Source organism: Candidatus Thiodiazotropha sp. AKIB8, from assembly GCF_058244675.1.
On record NZ_JBSYOO010000015.1, the window covers coordinates 23,771 to 38,396 of the forward strand.

At 47.2% G+C, this 14,626-nt stretch carries 5 protein-coding genes; 2 read left to right on the forward strand and 3 right to left on the reverse strand.

Annotated elements, in window-relative coordinates; genetic code table 11:
- Positions 1 to 83 precede the first annotated feature (83 nt).
- Entirely contained in the window at positions 84 to 2,840 is a 2,757-nt protein-coding gene (locus AC4IFB_RS02560; RefSeq protein WP_490779304.1) for a hypothetical protein, read from the forward strand.
- A gap of 3 nt (positions 2,841 to 2,843) precedes the next feature.
- Positions 2,844 to 3,836 (forward strand): hypothetical protein, encoded by a 993-nt coding sequence (locus tag AC4IFB_RS02565; RefSeq protein WP_490779305.1) that lies wholly within the window; start codon positions 2,844 to 2,846, stop codon positions 3,834 to 3,836.
- On the opposite strand, the gene AC4IFB_RS02570 is transcribed toward AC4IFB_RS02565, so the two are convergent.
- The 3 genes from AC4IFB_RS02570 to AC4IFB_RS02580 form a co-directional block, all read right to left on the reverse strand.
- Positions 3,833 to 4,588, reverse strand: coding sequence for a metallophosphoesterase family protein (locus AC4IFB_RS02570; RefSeq protein WP_490779306.1), 756 nt, complete (start codon positions 4,586 to 4,588; stop codon positions 3,833 to 3,835). The genes AC4IFB_RS02565 and AC4IFB_RS02570 overlap by 4 nt on opposite strands.
- A gap of 112 nt (positions 4,589 to 4,700) precedes the next feature.
- The gene (locus tag AC4IFB_RS02575; RefSeq protein ID WP_490779307.1) at positions 4,701 to 6,449 is read right to left on the reverse strand and encodes a mechanosensitive ion channel family protein; all 1,749 of its coding nucleotides are present in this window, start codon (positions 6,447 to 6,449) and stop codon (positions 4,701 to 4,703) included.
- Between the two features lie 737 nt (positions 6,450 to 7,186).
- The gene (locus tag AC4IFB_RS02580; protein ID WP_490779308.1) at positions 7,187 to 14,497 is read right to left on the reverse strand and encodes an SDR family NAD(P)-dependent oxidoreductase; all 7,311 of its coding nucleotides are present in this window, start codon (positions 14,495 to 14,497) and stop codon (positions 7,187 to 7,189) included.
- Positions 14,498 to 14,626 lie beyond the last annotated feature (129 nt).

Genomic DNA, 14,626 nt, shown 5'->3' on the forward strand with positions numbered 1-14,626 from the left:
AGGGATATTCGCAACCTATACTCGATGGATATATGGAATATTGACGCTCGTTAGCTGCATAGGGGCGTAATGGAGGGGGCGTGATGAAGAACCGAACCAAGTCATCAAGTTCCAAGCAAGCTAAGTCCAAAGCAGTTAACAGGAAAAAAATTAAACAGCCTGAGACCACTACGTTTGCTGATCTTGTGGCGCGGGAAAACCTTGCTGAGCTGCAACGCACAGTAAGGCGTTTGGCAAATCGTGACGGGCCAAAGGTCAGCGCTATGATGCGTCGACTCAGTAAGCCTCTCTACACTTTGCAGCAGTTGCATCGTCTCGCCAGCTCTGTTCTGAAGCATGAGCCTGATGCTGATATAGCGCTACGCAGTGCAATCAAACAGATCCTGGAATCCCATTCTCACCTCTCCGGCGGTCGAAAACGGCTAGCGGATCGAGCGCGCTCGGCACCAAAGCAACATGCCGACATCGATCAGGCCCGGATAGTCCAGCTGGGTGGCCTGGCGGGTCTCTACATGGGGGCTACCATGGCCTATCGTGGTGGTGCAGGAATGTCCCAGGCCTTCGATGTCATTGCCGGGTTGAGTGAGTGTGTTGGGTATCTAGAAGTGGCGCGAGGGGCTCAGTGGCGTGGAGGGGATGCGGGATTAAGCAGTTTTCTGCAGCAGAACCAAGCCCTCAACTGGGGAGAACCTGGCTCGGGTGATCCCTCTTACCCTAATGGGGATCCCACTGGAGATCCTTGGGGGCCAGGTGATCCCATCGATCCTGAAGGCGACCCTTGGGGGCCAGGTATCGACCCTGGCTTTGGCCCAGGTTCACCCTGTCCACCACCACCTGAAATTCCAGATGAACTGGTGCGTGCAGGCTGTGAAGATCAGCTGCTTCAGGTACTTGAAGAGGGGGCGCCGTCGGTAGCCTGGTATGGACGGATAACCGCCTTTGCCGATGGTATCGAGAGCATCGTCATGGAAGGGACCTGTGCTGGTCAACTGTTGATCATCCACGGCTCTGGGTTTGGTTTCACCCAGCCGGATAACCGTCTGTTGGTACTCCGTGTCAGTGGCCGATGTCGTACTGTTGAGGCAGACTCCTGGAGTGATACAGAGATTGTCATTACTCTGCCTGATGGTGTGCAGCCAGGCCCAGTCGGTTTCTATGATCCTCACGGTGTCAACGCCTGGAACCAGTTTGCCGGTCAGGCCAACGCCGATGCCCGGTCGATCCTCTCCGCAAGCCGATGTCTTGGGTCGCCACTGCTGTTTCCGCAGTGGCCGACAATCAGGGGCATCCCCTGTCCTCCCGATATCGGGGTCAACTACCTGGATGTTGGTGAACCTCTAATCAATCTCTTTGAGGCTGATTCACGGGACGATGAGGGGTTGGGAGAGGTTGGTGATTCAGTGTTGGCATCACCAGGTGATTCGGTGGTGCTGCGTTGGTTTGTTGAACGTGCAGAGACTCTGACTCTGCGGCGAATCAGCAACGACGGCCCAGATTTTGGGGGTAATCCTGAGGTGGTTATCACTACCGGTAGCGCCTGGACCCTTCAACCCCTGACCCACACTGAACCAGCGCTATTCAGCTATGAGCTTGAGGCGAGTAACGAGTGTGGGGTGATGCGAAAGCAGGTTCGCATCCTGGCGAGTAAGCGGCCCCAACTTGAGATTACTCATGCAGAGATTACCCAGGGTGTGCAAACTGAAGAGAATGAGGTGGTGCTGGTGGCGGAGAAGAGAACCGGTGTACGTCTCTTCGCAACCCATCAGCTTGCAGGCTTCGGCGCTCTTGATCGGCTGCCAGGGGTGAAGGGGCGACTGCGGGTGCGTGAACATGGAAACAACCCCTGGTGGCCCTGGATGGATGCGGTCAATGGCTCTGCAGATGCTACGCCAAATCCGGGTGTAACCATCGATCTGCCCGTTGAACCTGAGCGGCGTGAAATTGAGGATACGCTCAACTTCCTTATCCCTTTTACTCTCTGTTTTGGTGAGATCGATATTCAGCTTCAGGTCAGGGTTGATGATGCCGCAGCACCACCAGGTGAGCGGGGTTATCAGGACTCATTTTCGATGACCATCGAAGCGGTAGAGTTTGCAGCTCGGGCGAAGCCCTTTGTCCGCTATATTCCGGCAACCATTGTGATTACCGATGCCACCCCTGCAGTATCTTTTGTGGCAACGAATCCTCCCACCAACAGTGAGTGCACAGAGGTGATCAACAGCGCTTACCAGCGTTATCTGCCAGCGGTGCCTGAGGTCGTTGAGCGCCATCCGACCCTATCCGTTACCATTGGAGCAGATGCCTGGGTGATAAGCACCCCGGTAGGTAATATCGATGTCCCACCCGGCTGGTCGCCTTCGAACCAGTTCGATATTCTCGGGAACGCCAATCTACAGTGGCTGCAACTGATTCGTGCTTGCCAGTTTCTTGATTTTACGGGGTTTCTCTGCTCCGATGAGGATGATGCGATATGGACTTTACTCACCCCGATCAACTCCTGGGGACGAGCACTTCCTGAATCCAATATCCTGCTCTCGCCGGTGAATCAAGAGACCCTTGCCCATGAACTTGGCCATATCTATGGCCAATCACATCTTGCGATCACCTGCCCGGACGACGATTCACCTCCTGCTGCCAATTCACTGGATGAGACCACCCACCCGGATTACTGGGAGGATGGTGGAGAGGTTACCGATGTGGTCTGGGATATCGACAACAATGAACTGATCTTTGCAACTGACGATGAGGCAGGACGGGTATTCGACCTGATGACCTACTGTACACGACGCTGGACCCATCCCCAGCGTTGGCAGATGATGTTTGACATCATCGGAGAGTGAATCATGAAGCGATCACAGATCCGTCACGCGGCAACCTTTCCCACTAAGGGCGAGCGTGGTATTGAATATATCGAACTGGCTGGTGTGATCGATGTTAAAGGTCGATTTCATACCTTGCCGATACGGTCTAAAGCGGTAGTCCGGTCTCAATCCAGATCGTTTCAAATGCAGGAAGAGCCGTCACCTGAGCTTGAACTGCTGGATAAATCGGGCAAGGTATTGAGTCGAGAAAAAGTGATGCAACACCATCCAGTGGTTTGTGCCCGTCAGGATCCCGGCTGGTGTCTGGTGCGAGGGCGTATTGCATTGGTTAGTGGAGCCTACAGCTTAAGACTCAACCGTGCAGATCGAGTCATCATAGAGCGGTTAATAACGGATGCACCAAGGCTTACTCTTGATTGGCCACATAAGCGGGTTTCACGCAAAAAAAGCTTCACCCTGGAGTTGGATTATTCGACACCGGAAGAGGGTGCGTTGATCGAGGTTCATTTGATCTGTGATGGCAGCCGTTCCCGCTTTATTGGTGCCGGTAGACCAAACAAAAAACTGACACTACGATTTGATGATCTGCCCGGAGGCAAAGCCTGTCAGTTGTCAGTGACCTACTCCAACGGAGTTCGCAGCACTACTGTGTTGAGTGAGTCGTTTGAGCTTGCGCCAAGGCGGGGGCGTGTTGAGCTGGTTCATCCGGAGGAGGATGTAAAAGTACCCTCATGGCAGCCGATCCCACTCTATGCCAGATACTCTTCTGCTGAGATGGATAGTCCGAAAGAGACGCGAAAGGTGGTTGCGGAGTTGGTATGGAAACTTGATGGACAAGAGGTAGGGCGAGGACCGAGAGGATTACTTGCGGCACAGGATGAAGGTAAACATCGTCTGACTTTACATGCGAATGGCAAAGAGATTGAATCCCGGAAAATCCATATAGAGAAGTCAAAGAAGAGTGCGGGGTTGGCAGCGTTTGAATGGTACAAAATCTATGACGCACCACACTAGGTGATTTCCAAAAGCCGTTTTGCGGTGATGCGAAATTCTGAAGGGTAACCAAAGGCATTGTTGATATATTCGATGTTGTCTATTGTTGTTCTGCAGTTGACATGGCTATGACCATAGATATGGATGTTTGCGTTCAGGTTGCGTATCTGCTGATCAAGTAGCGGGCTGCCTAAAACCGGGTATATGTCACGGAATCTTTTAGGGATATAGCTCGGCATTAAATCGATACGCGGCAGGAAATGTGAAAAGGTGATAACGGTTTGAGAGTCAGGCAGCTTACTGACCTCATTCTTCTGCAGGAAAAAACCATTTTGAGCAGATGGGGTGTCTAATGCTTCAGGCCATTTGCAATGGCTAAAGTCCATCCATCTAGCCAGCAACGCCTCACTCATCTCACCAAAACTCAGATCGTACCAGGAAAAGAGAGGTATGATGGATATCCCCTGTATCGTCATTTGTTCCGTTATCACGCCATGCTGCTGAGCCAATGACAGAAGTTCGGAAAACTTATTGATAGAGTCTGTCTGTGACTCACCTCTAACCCATATATCGTGATTGCCAGGCACATAAAAAACGAATTTAAACTTACTGCTCAATTGTTCGAAACATTTAGCAGTACGGGGTGTTGAATCTGAAATGTCACCCGCCAGGATCAGAGCATCATCGACATAGTCAGAGTGGGAAAGTGATTCAAGCCAGCGATCATTCTCTTTGTAGTCGATGTGGATGTCAGAGATCGTGAAAATTCTCATAGAGTGGATGGGGTGCTCTGGTTATTAATGGACATTCGACGCCTTAGGGTGTTTTGGTGGGGCATGGCTCCACCCTACCCGAGAATAAAATTTGTCATTCAGCAAGACTGCTCTAACGAATAATGACAGGCGGTGGTTTTACACCGATTCCAGTAGTCTCTGCAACAATCTTCTGTGCAAGGGATTGACCCAGTTCCTGTGCCTCGGTCTGTTGCATCTCAGCGTTTGCTCCCGCTTCCTCACCCTCCTGTTTCATATAGAGTGTCTGCGTGGGGAAGGCGAACTCGACTCCGAGCCCTTGAGCCAGACGAAGAATATCCAACATAAAGCGGTGACGCTCTCGTAATTCAGTGCTCCACTCCGGAGTCTCCCAGAAGACATAGAGCAGTACATCCAGAGAGGAAGCGGCAAACTCATTCAGGTAGACGTGATAGTAGTCTTTACGCATATAGGGGTGTTGCCGTACCAACTCTCTAACGCCTTCACAAAAGGCTTCGATACGATCTGGTGGCGTGTCATAAGTGAGCGAAAGCTTGCAGGATAGACGGCGATAGCGACGTTCGCCCATATTGTCCACTGTGGCGGTAATGAATTTTGAGTTGGGTACAGTGACCACCGAATTGTAGAAGGTTCTGATCCGGGTGCTGCGAAAACCGATCCGTTCAACGCTGCCTTCAGCGCCATCGACAATGACCCAGTCTCCAACCGAGAATGTGCGATCCATCAAAACTGTTACCGAACCAAACAGGTTCTGAACCATATCCTTGGCAGCCAAAGCAAAGGCCAGACCACCAAGACCAAGGCCGGCGAGCAGACTTGAAATGTCGACGTTGAGATTATCGGCGATGAAAACAAAGCCGATCACAGTAACGAATATCTTCAGTGTTCTGGGTATCAGTGGGACCAGCGCATCGTCCAGTTTATTGTCGGTAAGCTGAGCGCGCTTGTGTAAAAATGCTGAGACCAGATCAACCAGGCGATAAGCTGCCCAGACGCCAGAGATACTGGCGAGAAACTTAACCGCCACCAGCAGTATCAGCATTATATTTTCAGTCAGCCCTATCAGATTGATACCACTCCACCAGATGAGTGCCATCGCCATCAGGCCCAGGGGGCGAAGAATATCCTCAGAGATCTCCTTGAACTCATTATGGATGGTTTTATTACGCCAGCTGCGAACGCCGGAGCGTAGAAAAGAGGAGAGCAGTTTGTCGGCTATAACACCCAGAAGAATGGTTCCGAAAAGAGCTAGCCATTGCCAGTTAGGTAGTAAAAAGGTAGAAGATTTCAGCGAGTCAGGGATCTTCTGACGAAAACGGATGTGCCAGGGAATCTTGCTGGACTCTTCATCTTTGCCACTGACCCGATCGGTATCGGCAACCTCATCCAGGATGGCTGCTAATTGGCTGACGGTGTTTTGATCAAACAGCCAGGCACCGGACTCTGTGCGAGCAATTCTAATATCTCCATTTTCATAGCTGTGAAAGAGATAGGTTTGTCCATCGGGATTGTTAGGGATCTCTTCTAGTTCAATTACCCGAGTTCGATCCAGAACCTCGATCAACATCCAGGAGAGATCGCTACCCTGTTCCTTCCTTACCAGAGAGTTGATGCCGGAGAGATCCAGGGTAGAGATTGCAGCCTCAATACGTTCTGGTGATCCCCGTTTGATGTCGTTCATGGCATGGAGAAAGGTCTCCATGGTGGCACGAGGGGATTTCAGGGTTTGCGGGATGGTTACAGATTCAGTTTTACTCTCTTCAGGGTTGGTTTCAGAGGTCTCTTCCGCCCAGCTGCTGTTAATCAGACAGGTGAGAAGGAGAATGAAGAGGAGTGTGTTGAGGTGGTTTATCCGGTACATGTGTCTATTTCTTGAGTGTTATTTAATCTGGAGGTTAGTGTACCTCGTCATAGATTCTGTACCATTCAGAGCTGGCGTATTGGGGCGGCTCCCTCCGAGCGAGCCTGGAAGGGGTTATCCGCGGCGTTATGCCTCTTGGCAAGGGAGGGGCCATTCCCTGCGAGGCATGCCTTGCACCCCAAGGGCACTTCCTTCGGGGCGCGGCTAACCCCTTCCAGACTCGCTGAATGGTACAGAATCTATGACGAGGTGCACTAGTTTAACCTAAAAAAGATCAGTTGGACGGCACGAAGTGTGCGTTTGTGGTGGTGCAGGGCAAGGGTCGCTCCTGCACATCCCTGTGCCCGCTACACTTGTGGCGTCTCTGCACAGCGCGCAACGACGCGGAATAGTTCGCTATTCCAAGGAGTTGCAAAGCAGCCACGCGTCGTCACAAATGTGTAATTCACAGTGTAGCGTTTTTTTTAGCCACCAAGTGACCATGTGCATCGAAGCTATTTTCACCCTAATCCGCTCAAAAGTTGCAGTGGGGGCGATCTGGATCGTCTCCCGGGGTCTCCGGTACTAGTCTTCCCGTTTTTTGAGGTCTATTTTTAGATACATAGGCTGTGTATGGAGTTGCAGGAGCAGCTCCGATGCCATTAATTGATGCAGTGGGACTATCCCTTATAGAGAACCTCTACACTCTTGTCGACAGGCTTAAAACCCTGAAGGCGACATACTTAGTCGTCGAATTACTAGTAATAGTTGGTTAACTTTATTTTGCGGATATCGTGAGGGCCATCGACTACCTCAACTCTTTGTGCAAAATCTTCCGATTTTTCATAGCTCCAGCAGATAGGATCTTTCGATGGCAAAACTATCAAGTCTACTGGCGCATGCTCTCTTTCATGAAAATCATCAGCCATTAAAAAACTGATCTGTTTCTTGATGGCTGTGAATGGAATCAGAGAATAATCGCCCCAAACAGGTAGTGTTTTAATTTGTGACATGCCTTCATTGATTTTTAACTGATTTAAATCATCTATCTTCATATCTTTTAATGGAGAAAAAACAGCTTCTTCCGGCGGTGAGATGGTTGTGGTCGTTATCTTGGTGTTGGCTCTTTCGAATGTTGTGGAATGAACAAGCCTGTGTAGTATCGAAGCACCTGTACTGTAGCCTATTATTTTTATAGTAGTTACATTATCAGGTAAACTATGTAAATGATTTTTCCAGAGCGTGGCGAGTTGATTGATGGATTCTGTATGCTCGTATCGAACAGCAAAGACGCTATTGCCAACGGCTGGTGGATATATGCTGATCGGCTCAAACGGATCGGCAAATAAACCGGTGATGAAATAGATGACACTGTTCTGTATATCACCTGTATCGAAGCGATCGAAAACAGGGAACTCCCTGTCAGCTATGAAGTTATAAGTAATTTGGTTGGGTATATTTGAATTACTGTTCTCATCGAATAGTGTTTTGAGTTGGGCGAAGCTTAAATCCTTTACTTTTGCCAAAGGTACTTGAATATGGTATTCGCGTTCAAGTTTCTGCACAATTTCAACACCCATTAACGAATCAATACCGTAGTCCAGAAATAGTTTCTTCTCATCGAGCTTGGTATCGTGGTTTAAACCGAGAATGCTTTTGATGCTTTTAGTTAATGTATCAAAATCTCCAACTTCAATACTGCTTATGGGGGCGATGCCTTGAGTTGATAAATCTTTATTAAGCGGCACGTAGCTAGCTACGACAGGTGGGCTGCCAGATAGGATCTTATCTAATGATGAGAGGCAGGATTTAAGGCTCTGCTCCTGGGTTGCCAGTGCTTCAATGTGGACCTTCTCTCTGTTCTCAGATACGAATCCAACATCCCCAATGGCTCCCCACTGTATCGAGGTTGCTGGTAGCCCATCGTTTCTACGCTTGTTTGAAATATGATCTAATGCACTATTTGCATAACCGTATGCGGATTGACCAGGATTACCAAGGCTGGCAACCAGTGAAGAGAACATTACAAAGTGTTGCAGATGCTTGCAGTGGAGCCGCGTCAGTATGTCGATATTTGATGCGGCATCGACTTTTGTAGTTACAACCTTCTTATAATCTTCATGGGATTGGTTTATAAAGAAGGCATCTTGCAAAACCATGGCGAGGTGGAATATGCCAGCTATTGGCGAAACATCATTGAGTTCCTGGAGTAGTTCCTGTGCCTGTTCCCTAAGTGCGACATTCTTGGTTGAAATAATGACATTGATACCCAGGGATCTGAAATAGTCGACTCGCAGGCGCTGATATCCGTTTGTTATTCCCCGCCGAGAGGTCAGGCAAATTGTTTTCGCGCCTCTTTGAATTAACCAGTCAGCCAGCTCCAATCCAAATCCACCCAGTCCACCGGTAATTAAATAGGCTCGTCTGGGATCGCACCAGAATTTTTGCTGGCAGAGTAGGAGCTGCTGTTTTGTGGCAAGTGCTTGCTCGTCCTTCACTTTTATGATGACTTTGCCGATGTGCTTACCATTTGCCATAAAACGGAAGGCATTTTCAAGATCACTATGGTGAAATTGATGGTTGGTGAGTGGTTTTACCATGCCATTTGAAATGCCTTCAGCCAGCAGGCTATTGACTAGTGCAAGTTCATCGCCATCCTCAAGAATAATGTTGTTGACGCCAACGCCTTTGACAGAGCAATCACGAAGTAGAATCTCCATGCCGATCTGGGTGTTGTTGTTTGCATCATATTTGCCGATCTCCAGGAATTTGCCAAAACTGTCCAGAAGCCTCAATCCAGTTTTTAATTTATCGTCAGATAAGGAGTTGAGTATTAGATTGACCCCCTTACCTTTGGTCAGGTTCATGATCTCTTTTTCGAACTTGGTATCTCTTGAACTGAATATGTGGCTATCAGGAATCTCAGGAAACATCGAATTGATGAATTTGCGCTTCTCATCATTACCTACAGTAATAAATATCTCGCACCCATGGTGAAGCGCTACACGGATTGCTGCCTGACCGACACCACCTGATCCAGAGTGGATCAGCACTCTATGACCAGTTTTAATTTGGCCCCGAATAACCAGGGCTAATATGGCGGTCATGTAGACAACCGGGACTGTAGCGGCTTCTGCCAGAGACCACTCTTCGGGTATCTCCCAGATGTGATGTCTGCTGCAGCTCTTAAGTTTGATTTTTGTCTTCTGGTTGAGGCCAAGGTAGCCCATTACACGTTGACCACTGGCACTGATTCCTGAAAACTCACCACCGATCGGAATTTCGAGTCGTTCATCAAATGCAGATGATGGCAGTTTGCCACTGGCAAGCATGACGTCTTTAAAATTCAGGCCGCAGTAATAGACGTCGTAATCATGATCTGATTCAAGGTGCTGTGGGCTGGTTGTCCACTTGAGACTGGATAAATCACCCAGTTGTGAAACTACCATGGTTGCATTCCCAGACAAAACTTCGTCAGAAGGTTTGAAATTATGATAACGATAAGAGCCCCGTTCTCCCTCCTTGAAAACATTCATGAACAGATCTTTCTCATAAGCTTGCGTTAACATAGACGGTGATGGCGTGTTGTTATCTTCGAAAAAGAGACATCTGAGGCTTTTGGTTTCCTCTTTTCGAAGGCAGTTCATCATTCCTGGAAGTCCAGGTGTGGTTATTCCATCACCAGAGACCCAAATGCGCTGGTTGTTAGCCTCTTCTTGTGCGGTTAATGAATGCTGTATCTGTTTTCGAAATTCTGCCGTGTAGTCGTTGTATTGAATAGATTTATGTGCGTTTGATCTCTTTTTTCTACACAAATAGAGGGTCAGAAGTATGCCGTCATCTTTGATGGATACAATCTCAAACCCTGCCTGCTTGAGTAGTTGTTGCCATGTCTCGTGGGTAACCAGAGCGCCATAGCTACGGACGTCAGGATCGTTGTAATCCCAAAGTTCGTCGATGAAGCCCCACATGCAGGCATTTTGTGCGCCGCCATGTGTTGTTTCGTGAAGGAGAAAAAATCCATCATCATTCAAAGCATGATAAATATGCTGTAATGAATTCAGAATATTGTCAGCAGCATGGATAGCATTACTTGCGACAATCAGGTCTAAATCTTCTCCTACATTGGCGGGCGCCTGGTGGTCAATGTCCCAGATTTCAAAGCGAGTTATTGCTGAATATTGCTTGAATTCATCTTCTAGTGGTTTAAAAAAACCGCTAGATATGTCAGTGATAAAGTAGGTATCTTCAGTGGACTGCATCAATGGTAGCAAGTGGCTTGTTATGCCGCCGGTGCCTGTGCCAATCTCACATACCTTTAGGGGCTTTTTATGGGGTATGTTTTCCAAAAAAACAAAATGGAGTTCTTCCAGGTAACCCTCAGAAAACAGATACGAACCTGCCAAGTCATTATTGTAAAGTGAGCGATACTCGTTAAAAGAGAGTATTGCAGAAAGTGGCTCATCGCGAAGTATTTCCGGATTGCTATATAGATGCTGCGCCAGCCTTAACGATATCCCTCGAGGATGGTTTAAATAGTATTCGAGTTTGCTCTTATCTATTTCAGTGTATTGTAATTCCTTGATCTGTTGTTCGAGTTGAAGAATGTGAGGAGGGAGTGGCTTGGAGTCAAGTTTTAATTCTTTGATAACACGCTGCGCGTTGTTGAATATATACTGTGTTGTCAGCTTAATGTATTTCCTGATCTCATCATTTGCTTTTTCATTGAATATATTAGACTCAAAATAGGGTGTAAACTCATAGCTTTTCAGTGCACTGATTGTGCGATCTTTGTGTGGTGGTATTACGGTAAATTTTGCGCCTTCAACTAATATTGAATGGGTATAGAATTGATTTAAGTAGGGCTCGGAATAGGCGGGCAATATCGAGTAATCAGGTTGCCGCGTAGGATCTATATTGATCTTTCTGACAAAAACAGGAATCTTGGTTTGCCTCTTTGTATCCCGGACAATGGTTGTATGAACAAGACAATCCAGGAATGTTGCCCAATTTCCATCCCAGTGAATTTTGATTACACTGCCATCCTGGCTGATGCTTTCAACTTTCTTGAATTCAGGGCCGTAGTCATAACCACGAAGTCTCAGTTCTTTATACAAGTCGTGGCTTGTTAAGAATGACTCCCCTTCATACTCTGCGATGGATTGCTCTACCTGGTCCCCAATGCTCCAGGCGTCCTGGTCAGTGACTGTTACATGACCGTGTACAACCAGATTACTACCCTCGGTTACTTCAAATGATTCAGATACCGGGAGATAGCGTACTGTCAGAGTGATTTTGCCACTCTTACTTAGTGTGGTTGCTCGTTTTAGTGTTACATCTCTGAACTCGACAGGCGTCTCATCCAATTTGCGCATTTCTATTTCTGCTAAGGTTTGCCAGACAAGATAGAGATACCCCACACCTGGAAATATTATTTTACCATTTAATATATGGTCAGCGATGAAGGCATATTGCTCGTCTTTTAGGTCTATCTCGAAGTTGCGCTCATATTTTCCTGAGGAGTTGGGGTTATAGTGAAAAAAGTCAGCAACCTCCCAGTCGGCATCATGGTTCCAGTCTACTCTATGAAGCGAAGGTAGAGATCTTGAGTAGCACTCTTCATCCTCTGGGTACAAGGCAGGCCAGGCTATGTCCTGGCCTAAACAGAATAGTTTACCCACGGCTTGATGAAAGCTATCGGTATTGTCAGAGTTTCTGCGCATTAAACCCATATAGTTCATGGTAGGTTTTTGCGCGGTAATTAGAGAACTCAATAGCATATGAGGCCCGACTTCAATAACTGTTGCATTGTCTGGGATATTCTCAATGCCCTGTTTGAAGTGAACCTGGCAAAGCAGGTTGTCGACAAAGTAATCAGTTGAAGCATATTCAGCCTTATGCCAATCATCTTTCGGATGGCATGTGCATATCCATTTTTTCGATCTTGCTTTGGGCTGGATAATAATCTTTTCAAGTCTAGAGCGAAATGCTGCTTCGGCTGGTGCAATCATTGGGCTATGAAAGGCTATACCGGCAGACTTTACATGCCTAACCTCAATGCCTCTTCTTTTCAGACCCTCTGACCACTCAGCTATTTTATCTGTTGGGCCTGAAAATGTTACGCTCTGGTCATTATTATGGCAGGCAGGGAAAATATCTTCGTTACTCAATTCTTGAGCCGATAACCAATCAATGGCAACACTAGCCATACTGCCTTTTGCTGAAGGCGTCTCCTCAACTACCCGGCCTCTCCAGTAGGCAATTTCCATGGCTTGTTCTTTTGTTATTGCACCATCAGCATAGGCTGCTGCAATTTCACCAATGCTATGCCCAACAAAACCATCAGCCAGAATATTAAGTTCTTGAAAAGCATCAATAAATGCTATCTGAATAGCTGCTATGCCAAGGAATGAGTTTAACGCAGTATCAAATGAATCAGATCTGGAGCTGGTTAATAGCCCTGCCAGATTGAAGTCAAACTGTGTTAGATGATCATGGCAGGCCAAGAGTGACTTATTCAGAATAGGGACATTGAGCAGTGCCTTACCCATCCCTTGCCACTGAGAGCCCATACCATTAAATACATACCATATCTCGTTTTGGGTGCTGTCTTTTTCTCCACTGATAGTTTGAGCATTACCGTTAGAGTTTATAAGCAAGCAGTGTCGATAGGGGAATTTTGCAGTTGGTCGATTGGCGATATTCCGTTGATGACTTGCTATGTCAAGAGAAGTTGATGAAATTCTCTTCAATGACTCAATGATTGTTAGATGTCCATCTTCGGTGCGACAGGCTACAGGGATAATTTGAATCGGCTGATAATCTTCAGTGGTTACTTTGGATGCCTTATATTTTGCTACAACTGCATGCACATTCGTACCACCGAAACCAAAGCTGTTGACTCCAAGAATTCCGCCACAATATTTTTGATTACTGGTAACTACATTAATCCGCCCATTATGCAGTGCGGGTATTTTTTCGTTAGGTTGATTAAAGTGGAGGTTGGCAGGTATTGTTTTGTGCTCCATGGCGAGGAGTAGTTTGATCAGGCCAGCCATTGCTGCAGCACCCTCAGAGTGACCCATATTGGATTTGACCGATCCTATGTTGAGGGGTTTGTTCCGCTCTTCAGTAAAACGGGCCAGAGCATTCACCTCTTGTGGATCACCTGCTGGTGTGCCTGTTCCATGTGCTTCTATGTATTCGATCTCCTGGAGGTCTATGTCTGCCCTTTTATAGGTTTCTTCCAATAGTGCCTGGTGTGCAGAGCCGTTAGGGAATGTGATCCCTTCAGTAGTATGTCCATCGCTGTTTACACCTGAAGCTAATAGTACTGCACGCCTCCTCGCTTTGATCCCTTCTCTTGTTAGAAAGAGTACACCGATTCCCTCTGAACGGACGTAGCCTTTACCGTTATTGTCAAATGAGCGACAAACACCGTCACTTCCAACCATTTGCAATTTATGAAAGCCTAAACTTATAGCTGGATTTAAAATAATGTTTGTTCCACCAACAAGAGCGTAATCACAGCGGCCTTCCCGTATTGAGTTTAATGCGGCATCTAATGCGACAAGGGACGATGAACAGGCAGTGTCTATCGTCATAGACGGGCCTGTAAAGTTGTAGTAGAAGGAGAGGCGGTTGGCAAACATCGACAGAGTAGTGCCAGTATTTTCGTATCCGCTAAATTTATGAAGCTGATTACTGAAATTGGATTGAGAGTCGCTGGAGTGAGCGCCGATGAAAACACCGACTTTTTTTGTTTTCAGGGATTCGGGTTGCAGGCCTGAATCAAGAATTGCTTCATAGCTTACTTCAAGCAGCTTTCGAAGCTGGGGATCCATTTTATGGGCCTGTTTTGGGTGCACTTCAAAAAAATCGGCATCAAATTTTTCGATGTCTTGAAGTGTGCCTAGTCTCTTCGGTATACCAAAGGCCCCACTGGGCCAACGCTTTGGCTCATTCGAAACCATATCCACGTGATTGGTGAGATTGTTCCAGAACATTTCTGGTGAGTCGGATTTTGGAAAACGGCATGAGAAGCCGCTTATATAGACTTTACGAGCCACTGTAAGCACTCCATTGCATCAATTATCATTGTGTTTTTTTATTTAGTGCATATTAAATTTTTGAAATCAATCCGGCTTTTAGCATCCCTTATAAAAGTTTCGAGATTAATCTCACATATCATAACATCA

Coding starts and splice junctions, on each gene's coding strand:
- AC4IFB_RS02560 (WP_490779304.1), top strand. CDS start 84: ATGAAGAACCGAACCAAGTCATCAAGTTCCAAGCAAGCTAAGTCCAAA.
- AC4IFB_RS02565 (WP_490779305.1), top strand. CDS start 2,844: ATGAAGCGATCACAGATCCGTCACGCGGCAACCTTTCCCACTAAGGGC.
- AC4IFB_RS02570 (WP_490779306.1), bottom strand. CDS start 4,588: ATGAGAATTTTCACGATCTCTGACATCCACATCGACTACAAAGAGAAT.
- AC4IFB_RS02575 (WP_490779307.1), bottom strand. CDS start 6,449: ATGTACCGGATAAACCACCTCAACACACTCCTCTTCATTCTCCTTCTC.